Source organism: Faecalitalea cylindroides ATCC 27803 (assembly GCF_000469305.1).
Taxonomy (GTDB): Bacteria; Bacillota_I; Bacilli_A; order Erysipelotrichales; family Erysipelotrichaceae; genus Faecalitalea; species Faecalitalea cylindroides.
In genome coordinates, this window is the sequence record NZ_KI271029.1 from 1 (window position 1) to 15,216 (window position 15,216).

General features: G+C 36.2%; 13 protein-coding genes. 11 read left to right on the forward strand and 2 right to left on the reverse strand.

Features of this window, described 5'->3' with window-relative positions; genetic code table 11:
* Window positions 1–3: 3 nt before the first annotated feature.
* Window positions 4–597, reverse strand: coding sequence for a DUF7916 family protein (locus HMPREF0367_RS07220; RefSeq protein ID WP_187365573.1), 594 nt, complete (start codon window positions 595–597; stop codon window positions 4–6).
* 679 nt (window positions 598–1,276) lie between these two features.
* Between HMPREF0367_RS07220 and purE the strand changes: the two genes are divergently transcribed.
* From purE to HMPREF0367_RS07255, 8 genes are all read left to right on the forward strand, one after another.
* Window positions 1,277–1,762 carry a 5-(carboxyamino)imidazole ribonucleotide mutase gene (purE, locus tag HMPREF0367_RS07225; RefSeq protein ID WP_035402816.1) on the forward strand — a complete coding sequence of 162 codons (486 nt, stop codon included), beginning with the start codon at window positions 1,277–1,279 and terminating at the stop codon, window positions 1,760–1,762.
* Between the two features lie 11 nt (window positions 1,763–1,773).
* Window positions 1,774–5,466: a phosphoribosylformylglycinamidine synthase gene (locus HMPREF0367_RS07230; RefSeq protein ID WP_035402818.1), complete on the forward strand. Its 3,693-nt coding sequence runs from the start codon at window positions 1,774–1,776 to the stop codon at window positions 5,464–5,466.
* A gap of 11 nt (window positions 5,467–5,477) precedes the next feature.
* The gene (gene purM / locus HMPREF0367_RS07235; RefSeq protein WP_022355727.1) at window positions 5,478–6,503 is read left to right on the forward strand and encodes a phosphoribosylformylglycinamidine cyclo-ligase; all 1,026 of its coding nucleotides are present in this window, start codon (window positions 5,478–5,480) and stop codon (window positions 6,501–6,503) included.
* Complete coding sequence (gene purN / locus HMPREF0367_RS07240; protein WP_015535672.1) at window positions 6,497–7,087, forward strand: phosphoribosylglycinamide formyltransferase; 591 nt, start codon at window positions 6,497–6,499, stop codon at window positions 7,085–7,087. The genes purM and purN overlap by 7 nt, the downstream gene beginning before the upstream one ends.
* On the forward strand, window positions 7,084–8,616 hold the full coding sequence (gene purH, locus HMPREF0367_RS07245) for a bifunctional phosphoribosylaminoimidazolecarboxamide formyltransferase/IMP cyclohydrolase (RefSeq protein WP_015535671.1): 1,533 nt from the start codon (window positions 7,084–7,086) through the stop codon (window positions 8,614–8,616). The genes purN and purH overlap by 4 nt, the downstream gene beginning before the upstream one ends.
* Window positions 8,617–8,798: 182 nt before the next feature.
* Entirely contained in the window at window positions 8,799–9,290 is a 492-nt protein-coding gene (locus HMPREF0367_RS07250) for a PocR ligand-binding domain-containing protein (RefSeq protein WP_035402820.1), read from the forward strand.
* Window positions 9,291–9,453: 163 nt separating this feature from the next.
* The gene (locus HMPREF0367_RS10480; RefSeq protein ID WP_022355730.1) at window positions 9,454–9,597 is read left to right on the forward strand and encodes a hypothetical protein; all 144 of its coding nucleotides are present in this window, start codon (window positions 9,454–9,456) and stop codon (window positions 9,595–9,597) included.
* Window positions 9,598–9,738: 141 nt separating this feature from the next.
* Window positions 9,739–10,131, forward strand: coding sequence for a hypothetical protein (locus HMPREF0367_RS07255; protein ID WP_148449384.1), 393 nt, complete (start codon window positions 9,739–9,741; stop codon window positions 10,129–10,131).
* Between the two features lie 166 nt (window positions 10,132–10,297).
* On the opposite strand, the gene HMPREF0367_RS07260 is transcribed toward HMPREF0367_RS07255, so the two are convergent.
* On the reverse strand, window positions 10,298–11,758 hold the full coding sequence (locus HMPREF0367_RS07260) for a glucosaminidase domain-containing protein (protein WP_081683659.1): 1,461 nt from the start codon (window positions 11,756–11,758) through the stop codon (window positions 10,298–10,300).
* An 80-nt stretch (window positions 11,759–11,838) separates the two neighbouring features.
* Here HMPREF0367_RS07260 and prfA point away from each other — a divergent pair, with 80 nt between their 5' ends.
* Genes prfA through HMPREF0367_RS07275 form a run of 3 tightly spaced genes read left to right on the forward strand, consistent with a single transcriptional unit; the run spans window position 11,839 to window position 15,159 of the window.
* On the forward strand, window positions 11,839–12,915 hold the full coding sequence (prfA, locus tag HMPREF0367_RS07265; RefSeq protein WP_022355733.1) for a peptide chain release factor 1: 1,077 nt from the start codon (window positions 11,839–11,841) through the stop codon (window positions 12,913–12,915).
* Complete coding sequence (gene prmC, locus HMPREF0367_RS07270) at window positions 12,912–13,757, forward strand: peptide chain release factor N(5)-glutamine methyltransferase (protein ID WP_035402826.1); 846 nt, start codon at window positions 12,912–12,914, stop codon at window positions 13,755–13,757. The genes prfA and prmC overlap by 4 nt, the downstream gene beginning before the upstream one ends.
* Before the next feature lie 52 nt (window positions 13,758–13,809).
* Window positions 13,810–15,159 (forward strand): MATE family efflux transporter, encoded by a 1,350-nt coding sequence (locus HMPREF0367_RS07275; protein ID WP_035402838.1) that lies wholly within the window; start codon window positions 13,810–13,812, stop codon window positions 15,157–15,159.
* Window positions 15,160–15,216: the final 57 nt, after the last annotated feature.

A 15,216-nucleotide genomic window follows, 5' to 3' on the forward strand; every position in this document is an offset into this window, starting at 1 on the left:
CTTCTATATTGTTTGTATCACTTCTTCGATAAATTCTTTGATTGTTGGAATATCTACAACAGGCTCATCTACACCAGCTGCATGCATTTTTCCAGCGATGATCAATCCACTAAAGTTTTCTTTACATTCTTTGATAGCTTTTGCGATCATCTTGTTTGTAACTCCAGTTCCAGGATTTCCTGTAAGACAAATAAACTGAAGACCTAATTCTTCGGCTGCCTTAAATGTTTCGGTTGTTGCCTTTCTTCCTGGGACGATTTCAATTTTTTCAGACATTAAAGAGATAGAATCATCTACTGGCTCTAGATTGGCTCCGACTGGTCTACCACAAAGTTCTCGTAATAATTTAATTGGTTCGTCGGTTTCTGGTAAGCCAGGGATCACAGGATCAAAACAATCCAATCCATTTAATAAGATCATGTCAGATCCAAAAGCAGATGCTACTTCGGCGTTTGTGATATTTCCTAAAAGGCATCCATTAAATACGGTCATTTCTGTCAATACTGTTCTACCTTCACTGGCAAGAATTGCTTGTTTTAGTTCTTTGCCATTCATCGCAAGAATTTCACTTGCTTGACAACTTAATAATCTTTTCATATGTTTCTCCTTTGTATGTTTATATTTTAAATTAACAAGGATGATTCATAACATAAATTCATTTCCTAACAGAGTGGATATTTTGTATTTGCCGTCAGACTTTTGTCACAATTGGTAGCTATAGTAGAAATTGAAGGGGGGTTAGGCATGCAAAACTAACTTCTATTCCATGAATTTTTCATGGCAGAACGTTTATATTGGTGTCGGGGCGTCTATGACTCTCGAAACGATACTTGGATTAATACTTATTTTGATGATGCTTAAAGAATTAAATAAATAACCGTATTATTCTTAAAAGGTATCGGGCATGAAAACAATATAGTCGAAAAAAAAGAGCAATGACAGCTGCTCGTTTTCTGTTGGCCTACTTATGTAGGGCCAGGTCGTCTATGTGCATATATACTAGTATGGTTTATAAATAAATTTAATGAACTCCGGGTATAAAACGCTTGTTATTTCTCTTGATGAATTAAGATCTGCATTTTATGAATCAGAAATAAAAATGCCTGTTGTAAAGTTAAAATGATTCATGTAGAATAAATGTGCAGAAGGAATTCTGTTGCTGTTTTTGGAGGTCTTACTTATGGTCTTAAGAAGATTTACAAAATTGAAAGAACACAGGCTGTTTTAAGCGTGCCCTTGATAGGTGCGCTTTTTTTAATGCAAAGGGAGGATAAAAATGGAAACTAAAGTGTTGGTAGTAATGGGTTCAAGAAGTGATTTACCCGCAATGGAAGGTTGTATGAAACAACTGGATGATTTCAAAATTGGTTATGAAGTACGCGTGTTGAGTGCGCATCGTACACCGAATGAAGTAATTAAATTAAGTTCTGAAGCAAAAAGTCGTGGAATCAAGGTTATTATTGCTGCAGCTGGAGGAGCGGCTCATCTAGCTGGTGTAATTGCTAGTTCGACACCACTTCCTGTAATTGGAATTCCAATGCAGACTAGTGCGTTAGGCGGTATGGATTCATTGTTGTCAACGGTACAGATGCCTCAGGGCGTTCCAGTTGCTACAGTTGCAATTGGAAAAGCTGGTGCAAGAAATGCAGCTATCTTAGCTTGTCAGATGATTGGATTAGCTGATGAAGCCGTTCAAAAAACAATCGAAGATTTCAAAAAAGAACAAGCTGAAAATGTTTTGGCACAATCTATTGTAGAATAAAGGAGAAAAAAATGGATACACGTATTTTTGTTCAGAAAAAAGAACAATTCCAAGTTGAAAGCGAGTCATTAGGCACTGAATTAAGACAGTCTCTATCACTTTCTGATGATTTTAAAGTCTCTTTATATAATATTTATGACATCTTTAACGCAGATGAAAATGATATTCAACTTTTGAAAAAGAATGTCTGCAGTGAAGTGGTAACAGATGTTGTATACGATTCTATCGACCTTGAGGGTAAAAAATATCTTGCCTATGAATATTTACCAGGGCAATATGATCAAAGAGCTGATAGCGCTATGCAGTGTTTGATGTTATTGAATAATAAACAGACAGTTCGTATTCATTCAGGAACATTGTTGGTATTTGATGGTCAAGTTTCAAAAGAAGATCTAGAAAAAATCACGGGTTATATCGTTAACCCTGTAGAAGCTAGAGTAAAAGATTTAAGTGTATTGGAAGATGATCAAGATGTAGAAGTAGCACCAGTTCCTATCTTGAATGGATTCATTAATATGAGTAAAGAAGAATTATCCGCTCTTCGTGAAAAAGAAGGATTGGCTATGTCACAAGAGGATATTGAATTTGTTCAAGATTATTTTAAAACACAGGAAAAACGTGATTGTACGATGACTGAACTAAAGGTATTGGATACATATTGGTCAGATCACTGCCGCCATACCACATTTGAAACAGTATTGGATTCTGTTGCTTTTAAGCTGGATACGCTAAAAGAACAGCTTCAAGAATCTTATGAAAAGTATCTTGCGTTACGCAATGAAGTACATGGTGGAAAAAAAGAACAGACTTTGATGGATATGGCAACGATTGCCGGTAAATATCTTCGTAAACAAGGTAAGTTAGATGATATGGAAGTCAGCGATGAAATTAATGCCTGCTCTGTAGAAATCAAAGTAGATGTCGATGGAAAAGATGAAGACTGGTTATTGATGTTTAAAAATGAAACGCATAACCATCCAACTGAAATTGAGCCATTTGGCGGTGCCAGCACATGTATTGGTGGAGCCATTCGAGATCCACTATCTGGAAGAAGTTATGTTTATCAGGCAATGCGTATTACCGGAGCCGGGGATATCACAAAACCAATTTCACAAACCATGGAACATAAACTTCCTCAATCAAAAATTTCTAAAACAGCTGCTCATGGTTATTCAAGCTATGGTAACCAGATTGGGTTGGCGACTACTTTTGTCGAAGAAATTTATGATGAAGGGTATGTTGCCAAGAGAATGGAAGTTGGAGCTGTTGTTGGTGCTGCGCCTAAATCTCATGTAAAAAGAGAAAAGCCTCAGCCAGGTGATATCATCGTTTTGATTGGTGGAGCAACAGGTCGTGATGGAATCGGTGGAGCAACCGGTTCAAGTAAAGAGCATAATGAAACAAGTCTAGAAAAATGTTCAAGCGAAGTACAAAAAGGAAATGCTTTGATCGAACGTAAGTTGCAACGCCTATTTAGAAACCCTGCCTGCACAAAATTGATCAAGAAGGCCAATGATTTTGGTGCTGGTGGTGTCAGCGTAGCTGTTGGTGAATTGGCTGATGGTCTTGATATTGATTTGGATGCCGTTCCAGTAAAATATCAGGGTCTTGATGGTACAGAGCTTGCGATCAGTGAATCACAAGAGCGTATGGCTTGTTGTATTGAGGCAAAAGACTTTGAGAAATTTAAAGAAGAAGCATATAAAGAAAATTTAGAAGCTATCAAAGTGGCTACTGTTACGGATACAAATCGTCTTGTGATGAAATTTAGAGGCGAAACAATTGTCGATATGTCGCGTGCATTTTTAGATACAAATGGGGTACGAGCTCATCAGGCTGTTGAGGTTTGTGAAAGTGAATACGATGAAAAACCATTTGATAAAAAAGACACAAATCTTGTGGAAGTGTTACATGATCCAAATGTAGCCTGCCAGATTGGTTTAGCAGAAATGTTCGATGCTTCGATTGGTAAGAGTACAGTATTGATGCCATTTGGTGGAAAATACCAGTTAACTCCTGAAGAAGGGTCTGTTCAAAAATTACCAGTATTCGGGATGACAAATACATGCTCAACCATGACATATGGATACGATCCGAAATTAACAAAATACTCTCCGTATTTAGGAGCGAGCTATTCTGTTGTTGAAGCTTTAGCTAAAATAACAGCTTTAGGTGCCGATTATTCAACATGTCGTTTATCAAATCAGGAATACTTTGAAAGAGTTGGAGACGATCCTAAAAAATGGGGAAATCCAATGCAGGCTTTATTAGGTCTAGTCGATGCACAGATTGCCTTTGAAACACCAAGTATTGGCGGAAAAGACAGTATGTCTGGAACATATAAAGATATTCATGTTCCACCTACATTGATCACATTTGCCATCACAACTCAAAAAACAGATTCCGTTGTCAGTGCTTCTTTCAAAAAAGCCGGTAATTATGTTTATTTAGTCAAACATGAAGCATTAGCTGATCATGTGCCTAACTATGAACAGTTAAAAGATAATTTTAAAACCGTTCATGAAAAGATGCAGGAAGGTAAGATCGTTGCGGCAAGCGCCGTTAAATTCGGTGGTATCGGATATGCGATTGCTAAGATGGCATTTGGTAATAAATTAGGTGTTGCGATTCAAAGCGATGAAGATGTTTATGGATTCAATACAGGATCATTGATCGTAGAGGCAACCGAAAGTATCATGGATCCTCATTTCACATTGTTAGGAATTTTGAATGAAGAAGACAAGATCGTTATCAATGATGAGGTGGTTACGATCGAAGATGCTTTAAAAGCTTGGAAAAAAAGATATGATGATATCTATCCAATGAATGTTGATCTAGGAAAAGAAACTTTAGATACACCTCTAACAGTTAAAGAACCTGTTTATTCTAAGGTGAAAGTAGAAAAACCAATTGTCGTGATTCCTATCTTCCCTGGACAAAACTGTGAATATGATACAACGGCAAAATTTGAGCGTGCCGGGGCTGAAGTGCATCAAATTGTATTCAATAACTTGACCGTAGAGAACATCAAGACAAGTATTGATACATTGGCAGATGAAATTGCCAAGGCACAGATCTTGATGATCGTTGGTGGATTTAGTTCAGGGGATGAACCAGATGGATCTGGTAAATTCATTGCCAATGTACTACGCAATCCTAAAATTTCAAAAGCCATTGATACGATGCGTGCTAATGATGGTTTGATCTTAGGTATTTGTAATGGATTCCAGGCTTTGATCAAATCAGGCTTGTTACCTTATGGTGATATTGCAGGATTAAATGAAGAAAATCCTACATTGTTCAGAAACAATATTAACCGTCACGTAAGTCATATTGCACGTACTCGTGTTACATCGAATGCTTCACCATGGTTCATGTCTATGACACCAGGAGAAATGCATTCGGTTGCGATGTCTCATGGAGAAGGTAAGTTTGTCGCATCAAAAGAAGTGTTAGAAGAACTTGTTAAGAATGGTCAGGTCGCAACACAATATGTCAATGAAGAAGGTGTTCCAACGATGGATGGGCTAGATAATATCAATGGTTCTAGCATTGCTATTGAAGGTATCTTCTCTAAAGACGGAAAGATTTTTGGAAAGATGGGACATAGCGAACGATATGAAGAAGGTTTGATGCAGAATATTTACGGAAATAAAGATCAGAATATTTTCGAAAATGGTGTTCGTTATTTCACACATAAATAAAGGAGAAAAACATGGATTATAAAAAAGCGGGTGTAGATATTGAAGCTGGTTATAAATCAGTGGAATTGATGAAAAAACACGTAAAAGAAACGATGCGTCCTGAAGTTTTAGGAGGACTTGGTGGGTTTGCCGGTGCCTTTGATCTTTCAAAGATCAAGGGCATGGAAGAACCTGTTCTGTTATCTGGAACCGATGGATGTGGGACAAAGGTAAAATTGGCTTTTGTTTTGGATAAACATGATACGATCGGTATCGATGCAGTCGCAATGTGTGTAAATGACATTGCATGTGCTGGAGGAGAACCACTATTCTTCCTTGATTACATCGCATGTGGTAAAAACTATCCGGAAAAGATCGCAACAATCGTAAGTGGAGTTGCCGAAGGATGTAAACAAAGCGAATGTGCACTAATTGGTGGAGAAACAGCTGAGCATCCAGGTTTGATGCCAGTGGATGAATACGATCTTGCTGGATTTGCGGTAGGTGTCGTAGATAAAAAAGATATCATTGATGGTTCAAATATCAAAGAAGGCGATGTGTTGGTTGGTATTGCATCTAGCGGTGTCCATTCAAATGGATTTAGTTTGGTTCGTTCTGTATTTGATATGACAGAAGAATCTTTAAATACGTATTATGATGAGCTTAAAAAGACATTAGGAGAAGCGTTGATCGAACCAACACGTATCTATGTCAAAGCTTTAAAAAATGTAAAAGAAGCAGGTGTCACGATTAAGGGATGCAGCCATATTACAGGTGGAGGTTTCTATGAAAATGTTCCTCGAATGCTTCCAGAAAACGCAAAAGCTATTATTAAAAAAGACAGCTATCCAGTTCCTGCCATCTTCGATTTGATTGCCAAGAATGGAAATGTAGAAGAAACGATGATGTACAACACATTTAATATGGGATTAGGTATGGTCATTGCCTTAGATCCAGAAGATGTGGATACAGCTATGGAGGCAATTCAGAAAGCTGGAGATACTTGTTATGTTGTGGGAAATATTGTTGAAGGTCAAAAAGGAGTTGAATTATGTTAAGACTTGCCGTACTGATTTCTGGAGGAGGTACGGATCTTCAATCCATCATTGATGAACATAAAAAAGGAAATATCAACTGTGAAATAGCTCTTGTGATCAGCAATCGTAAGAGTGCATATGGTCTTGAAAGAGCAAAACAGGCAGGTATTCCAACAGCATGTATAAAAGATCAAAAAGAACTTTTGAAAAAACTTCAGGATGAAAAGATTGATTTTATCGTTTTAGCCGGGTATCTAGCGATCTTGCAGGAAGATTTGATCAAAGCATATCCAAATAAGATCATTAATATTCATCCATCTTTGATTCCTTCTTTCTGTGGACCGGGTATGTATGGACTTCACGTTCATGAAGCTGCCTTGGCTAAGGGAGTAAAAGTAAGTGGAGCTACGGTACATTTTGTTAGTGAAGAAGTAGATGGTGGACCAATCATTTATCAGGAAGCGGTATCGATTGCCGATTTGGATACAGCTGAAGCAATTCAAAAAAGAGTTCTTGAGATAGAACATAAGATCTTACCTATGGTAGTTCGTTATTATTGTGAGGATAGAATAAGAATAGAGAAAGGAAGAGTGCATATTTTATGAAAAGAGCATTGGTCAGTGTTTCAGATAAAACAGGTCTAGTGGAGTTTGTTCAAGGGTTAGTTGACTGTGGTTATGAAATCATTTCTACAGGTGGAACTAAAAAAGCTTTGGAAAATGCAGGTATCAAAACAATTGGAATTAGTGAAGTAACAGGTTTTCCAGAAATTATGGATGGTCGTGTAAAGACGCTTCATCCAAAAGTGCATGGAGCTCTTTTGTGTGTTAGAGATAATCCGGATCATGTAAGACAGTTAAAAGAACTAGGTATTGAATATATTGATCTAGTGTGTGTAAACCTTTATCCATTTAAAGAAACTGTACAAAAAGAAGGCGTAAGCCATGAAGAGATTATCGAAAACATTGATATTGGTGGACCAAGTATGTTGCGCAGTGCTTCTAAGAATTATCAGAGCATTCCAGTTCTTTGTGATCCAAAAGATTATGAAAAAGTATTGAATGAAATCAAAGAAAATGGTGAAACGACATTAGAAACACGTGAACATCTTGCCGCAAAAGTATTCCGTCATACAGCTCGATATGATGCGATGATTGCCGATTATTTGACAAAACGCACTCATGAAGAATTCCCTGAAAGTTTAACAATTACATTTGATAAAGTACAGGATCTTCGTTATGGGGAAAACCCTCATCAAAAAGCTGCTTTCTATAAAGGTATGAATCCTAAGTATTCTTTGGCAAACGCAACACAGCTTCATGGAAAAGAACTTTCTTACAATAATATTCAGGATGGTAATGCAGCTATCGAAGTTTTGAAAGATTTTGAAGGTCAGTATGCTGCAGTTGGTTTGAAACATATGAATCCATGTGGAGTGGGTATTGGTGAAAATATTGAAGCTGCCTGGGATAAGGCATATGAAGCAGATCCAGTTTCTATCTTTGGTGGAATCGTTGCTTTAAATGATAAAGTTGAAAAAGGATTAGCTGAAAAATTATCTAAGATCTTCTTAGAAATCATCATTGCTCCTGATTTTAGTGAAGAAGCATTAGAAATCTTAACACGTAAGAAGAATATTCGTTTGATGAAACTGGATACTACATTATCTACATCTACTGCTTTGAAATATACAAACGTTAATGATGGATTGTTGGTTCAGGAAATGGATACACATGTAGTTCGAGAAGAAGATTTACGTTGTGTTACAAACCGCAAACCTACAAAAGAAGAAATTGAACAGCTTTTATTTGGATGGAAAGTTGTTAAGCACGTTAAATCCAATGCCATCGTTCTTGTAAAAGACAATATGACAATTGGCGTCGGTGCTGGACAGATGAATCGTGTCGGAGCAGCTAAAATTGCGATTGAGCAGGCACAGGAAAAAGCTAAAGGTTCTGTTATGGCAAGTGATGCTTTCTTCCCAATGCCAGATACAGTTCAAGAAGCAATCAAAGCAGGTGTTACAGCAATCATTCAACCAGGTGGTTCTATTAAAGATCAGCTATCTATTGATGAATGTAACGAACATGGTATCGCAATGGTATTCACAGGAATCCGTCATTTCAAACACTAAATAAAGTAAAAGAACTTATCGTGATTTCGGTAAGTTCTTTTTTTTGATTTATCAAGACATTAGATAAATAATATGAATAAAGATAATTTCAAAGAAAATAATTGTAAAGGCTTACATTCGCATTGAAAGTAACGCTTAAAAGTGCTTTAATTATATCAGAAAGAATATTGGGGTGAATGTGAATGAAAGAATTACAGGCAATTGATAAAGTGATCGAAGCATACTATGATATTACAGGTTTACATAGTTACTTTATCCAAAGCAAAAATGATATTACAGATAGTGCAAAAGAAAGAAATTTTTTCTGTAAGTGTTTAAAAACAAGTGCATCTGCCTTAAAGCAGTGTGATGAATGTACAGTAGAAAACTACACTATGGCTTTGGAGTCAAAAAAAGTTCAGACATATTCTTGTCATGCTGGCTTAGTTAAATGGTCTGTTCCAGTAAGAATCAATGAAGTAACAGGTGTCATTATTTCTGAAGGTGTTATTTCAAAACGTCAGGTGGAAGAGAGTGAAGATTGGATAAATTATCTAGCAGAAAAGTATAATGTTTCTAAAACAATCTTGATGAAAAATTACTCGAATGTACGTGAAATGACAGAAGAACAGGTTGATCAAGCAATCGCATTGTTGGAAAGCCTTGTTGCGTATTACAAGACAGAAGTTAAGTAAAAGAAATATTGATGGTCATGATCTAATGATTATGATCATCTTTTTTTGTCGTTTTTTCAATTGAATTGTATTGAAAAAACAGGAGGTATTAAAGAATGATAAATAACAGGTTCAATGACAAAATGATTCTACAATGGTATTTAGAAGGTGGGATTGGTCATGAATGCAGAACTTAAAAAAGTTTGATCATGTGATCAATGAATTTTGGAGCGATCCAGAGCATTTTGTGAGTTTTATGAATGCGAATCTTTTTGGCGGAAGCAGGTTAATAAAGAAAGAAGATCTGGTTATCCAATCTAAAACATAGAAAGAGATGTGGTGATGCGTTGGGATAGTGCATATGGGACGTATTATTTAGGCATATAAAATCAATTGAACGAAGATTATTCTATACCGTTTAGAGTGTTAAGATATGATTTTCTTTGGTATCAAAAACAGATGGACGCACTTGCGAAAAAAACATGATAAAGAAAAAGATTTACGTAATGAAGCTTTCTTATCAAAGATACAGCTAGGCGAAAAGATTATCCCATGTATAATAATCGTGGTCTATTATGAAGAACATTTTTGGAAAGGTAATAAAGATTTGTATGATTTGTTTATCAACACAAATGAGCACGTTAATAATTATTCAATGCGACAAGTTGAACTATGTAAAGATTCAACAAATTATGATAATGATGAAGTAAATCTGGTTTTTGAAACCACAAGATTAATGATTCAAAAAGGCAAAGAAGCAGCGATGGTAGTTGCATCAATGGTCAGGAGTGAAAGATTGTTTGATATTGTAGTCAAAGAAACAGAGGGAATGATAAATATTTGTGAGTCACTGGATAAATAGGAAAAAGAGACTTTATTAAAAATGGTTAAGGAAATGTTGGAAAAAGGCTTAAGCGAAGAGTTTATTTTGAGCTTTGCGAACATTAACAAAAGGGTATTAAGCCAAGGAATTGATACAAAGCTAAATGAAAAGGCCAGGATTGAACCTGGTCTTATATATAGATAAATTATTGATTTAAATCGGAGGCTTGAATGTAGCCAACGCTATCTTTTGTATAAGTGCTGTTAATATCGATTTTACCATCTTTAACAGGGGCTTCACTCATGATTTGATACCATCCATTATCTGAGTCGGTGTATACAAAGCTGATGATATCACCCTTTTCATAAGAATATAGGACAGAACCATCTACTTCATCATATACATTTAGGTCGTTTTTAAGTTTTTGTGTGATGATTTGAATCTCATTTAGATCTTTGCCATTATCTAAGCTATAGTAGAAACTTGCCGCCTTTTCACCCCAGTAAGGATCAGAAGCGTATTGAACGTTGATACCACTGGCTTTATTACCAAACCAGGATCCATGATATCTTTCATCTTCAGGATTTGCGTATCCTTGTTGAAGAAAATTATAGGCATGTTGATATACACAGTCTTCTAAAGAGTCATAGCTGTTGGCGTTATCTGGATTTGAATCATATGCAGCATGACCGAACAAGTTGTGATTTTCAATCGCATACTGACTTTGACCATAACCACTTTCATTTAAGGTAACCGCAAACATCATGGTTGCATTGATATAGGTTTGATCTTGCACCTCGGTAAAAATAGATCCATTCTCATAGAGAACACTTTCTGTATCTGCACATGGATAGGCATTGGCTGTGGCACTGATTCCAACACTGCTAAGATATTCGTTATAGTCTGAATCGTCTAAATTCGTTAAAGAGCGATGTGGAACATATTGATAAAAATTAAAATAAGCTTCAGAATTTATGGCGTTATCGTGTACATCATTGAGCACATCGCTGGATAGTTGATCCATATCGGTATAAAACCAGTTTCCATCATAAGAGAAATACGTTGTATTCTCTTTTAAAAAATCAGGAGCCTCTCCAATAGCCAATGTTTGATATTGTGCACTGTCGGCATCAATTAATATCGCATGAATCAAAGATCCGTTATTTACATAATAGTAGGATTGAAGATAATCATCATAATAAAATAATTGAATATCTTCAATAGAAACCCAGGCTTTAACTCCACTCATCATAAAGAGGACTTTAGATCCATCGTTACTAGTTTCAATATATAATCCATCAGTTCCATAACTGCCATTTAAATATCCATCTTCGTTTGTTCCATCAACGACATAAGATGTGTTTTCGGTGACTTCTTTTGTGTTAAAATTAACGATGGCATTATGCAGGGCAACAATTTTTCCGTTTTGATTGGAAATGACGATATTCTCATTTTCTTCAAGTGAGTGCATTTTCCACTTAGCGAATATAAAATGATTGTAGGTCCCATATTGTTCCTGAGTTTTTATATCGTATACTGTATATGTTCCGTTTTCTGTGATTTTAAGACCGATAAAGCCGATGATAAAAAGCGCCAAAAGAGCGCTCAAAAAGACTATTATCGATCTTTTTAATTTTCTTTGGGTTTGCTTCCTTCTTTTTTTCATATGATTATTCTAACATAACAAGAATGAGGTGTCATTTATTTCATTTTCATGGTATATTAGACTAGCGAAAGGGTGATTATATGTCAAAAATGGAAGATAGACTGGATTCTCTTGTTGAAAGATATAACGAAATCAATGAACTGATGATGTCCAGCAGTGTTGTGTCAGATCGAAAACAAATGGCAAAATTAGGACGTGAACAGAATGAACTGACACCAATCGTTGAAACATATGCAGAATATAAACAGGCAAAAGAAGAATTTGAAGAAGCAAAAACACTTCAAAAAGAAGATGATAAGGAATTAAGAGAACTTGCGAATGCAGAAATCGAAAGATTAGAACCTGCCATCAAAGAGTATCTAGATAGACTTGAACTATTGCTGGTACCAAAAGATCCAAATGATTCGCATAATGCATTTATGGAAATTCGTGGTGCAGCTGGAGGTGATGAAGCCAATATCTTTGCGGGTGACTTGTTTAGAATGTATGCGAAATATGCCGAAAGCAAAGGATGGAAAGTGGAAGTTACTGATTCAGAAGATAGCGAAGCTGGTGGTTTCTCATTGATCACATTCAAGGTAACGGGGCAAAATGCGTATGGTACTTTAAAATTTGAATCTGGTTCTCATAGAGTTCAGCGTGTTCCTAAGACGGAAAGTCAGGGACGTATTCAGACTTCAACAGCAACTGTATTATGTTATCCAGAATTGGATGAGGAAGATTTTGATATCGATATGAATGATCTTGAAATTGAAACAATGCGTGCTTCAGGCGCTGGAGGACAGCATGTTAATAAGACCGATTCTGCAGTTCGTATCGTGCATAAACCAACAGGGATCGTGGTTAAATGTCAGGACGGACGCTCTCAACATGAAAATAGAGCGACAGCGCTAGCTACAATTGCAGCTCGTGTAAAAGAGGAACATCAACGTGAATTGGATGAAAAAGCAGGAGCTGAAAGACGTACTAAAATTGGTACAGGAGATCGTGCTGAAAAGATTCGTACATATAACTACCCACAAAACCGTGTAACTGATCATAGAATTGGGTATAGTGTTAATCAGTTGGATCGTATCATTGATGGGCGCTTGGAAGATTTGATGAACGCGTTACAATTGGCTGATCAGCAGGCTAAACTTGCAGGAGAACAACTGTGAAATACAGAGAATATGTAAAAGAAGGAAAAGAGCGTTTATATAAGGCCAATCAGGGCGAACAGGCAGCTTTGTTATTGATGAATGAGCTTTGTGAAAATAAAGGTATAAATCTTTATATTTCTATGGAAGAGGAAGCCGACGAAGTTATTGCCACGGATTATCTTGAAGGTATTCATCAGATGGAGCTGGGTAAACCATTAAGCTATGTTTTAGGATATGAATGTTTCTATGGCTATAATTTTAAAGTTAATGAGGATGTGTTGATTCCTCGACCGGAAACAGAAGAATTAGTTGGTCTTGTCCTAAGTATGTTTGATGATAAATTTTCTGATCGAGAACATGTGAGCGTATTTGATGTAGCAACTGGCTCAGGGGCAATTGGAATCACTTTAAATCTAGAAGAAAGAAAAATGGATGTAATTGCTTCAGATATCTCGATGGAAGCACTAAAAGTAGCCAAAGAGAATAATGATGCACTTCATGCTAATGTAAGCTTTATTTGTGGTAGCATGTTAGATCCATTTGTTGACCGGGATCTACATTGTGATATCTTGGTCTGCAATCCGCCTTATATACCAAGTGAAGAAAAGATGGAGCATAGTGTTGTGGATTATGAACCACATGTTGCCTTATTTGGTGGAGAAGACGGACTGAAGTTTTATCGCGATGTCTTTGAAAAAGCACATCTTGTTTTAAATGAAAAAGCATTTTTAGCGTTTGAAATGGGATATCAACAAGGTGAGGCATTAACTGATCTTGCAAAAGAGTATTTTAAAGATGCAACGATTACTGTGCATAAAGATATGGCAGAAAAAGATCGTATGCTGACAATCGAACTTTAACAGCACAAATAAAATGGTGCTGTTTTCTTTTTGTTGGTGTATAATTCGATTTATGAAGACTAGACAAATAGATTTTTCAAGTGGAAAGATTTTAGAGAATATCATCATGTCAGCTACACCAATGTTGGTGGCTCAACTTTTGAATTTGATGTATAACATCGTAGATCGTATTTATATTGGAAAGATTGAAGATATCGGTGTTGTTGCATTAGGAGGAGTGGGTTTGTGTTTCCCGGTGATTTCTTTGATTACAGCTTTTACAAATTTATTTGGAGCCGGAGGAGCTCCTCTTTGCTCGATTGAAAGAGGGAAGAGGAATTTAGAAAAAGCAGGACGAATCATGAATATTTCTTTTTATATGCTTGTGATTACCGCTGTAATATTAACGATGATTGGATTGGTGTTGAGTGAACCTTTATTATATTTATTTGGAGCCAGTGATATAACGATCCAATATGCATTACCGTATATGCGCATTTATTTTCTTGGTACGGTTTTCTCAATGATTGCCTTAGGTATGAATCCTTTTATTAATGCGCAGGGATTTGCCAGTACGGGAATGATGACAATATTTATTGGAGCAGTTACTAATATTATATTAGATCCAGTATTTATATTTGGCTTAAATCTTGGAGTAAAAGGAGCAGCTATTGCTACGGTTGTTTCTCAAATCATATCTGCGGTTTTTGTACTTTTATTTTTGACAGGAAAGAAACCGGAATTAAAATTGCAGCGCCTAAAGGATGTGGAATTTCGTTTTGATGAAGTTGGCGATGTATTAAGCCTGGGGTCTTCAAGTTTTGTGATGCAGTGTACAAACAGCTTAGTTCAAATTGCTTGTAACAGCATGCTATCGCAGTTTGGTTCAGATCTTTATGTTTCCTGTATGACGGTTATTAATTCAGTGCGTCAGATTTTGGAGGTTCCTGTTCTTGCGATTGGAGATGGATCCAGTCCAATATTAAGCTATAATTATGGGGCAAAGAATTATAAAGGGGTAAAGAAGGCGATACGCATCATTACATGTGCCGGTGTACTTTATACTTTGGTGGCGTGGTTATTTGTCTTTTTATTTCCAAGTTTTTTTATTCATATATTTAATGATGATTCCAAGCTTTTACAGATTGCGATTCCTGCCATACATATGTATTTCTTTGCCTTTGTGTTTCAAGCCTTTCAATACTGCGGACAGACCGTTTTTAAATCATTGAATAAGAAGAAACAAGCCATTTTCTTTTCATTATTAAGAAAAGTGGTTATTGTTGTTCCGCTGACTTTTTTTCTACCATATTTAGGTTTTGGTACGATGGGGGTATTTATGGCGGAGCCTATTTCGAATTTTATTGGAGGTTCGATTTGCTTTATAACGATGTTGGTAACTGTTTATTTTAGACTGGATTAAATAGTTTATTTTTGTGGTTGGAAAAGTGTATAATGGACAAGTAGAAAGAAGTGATAA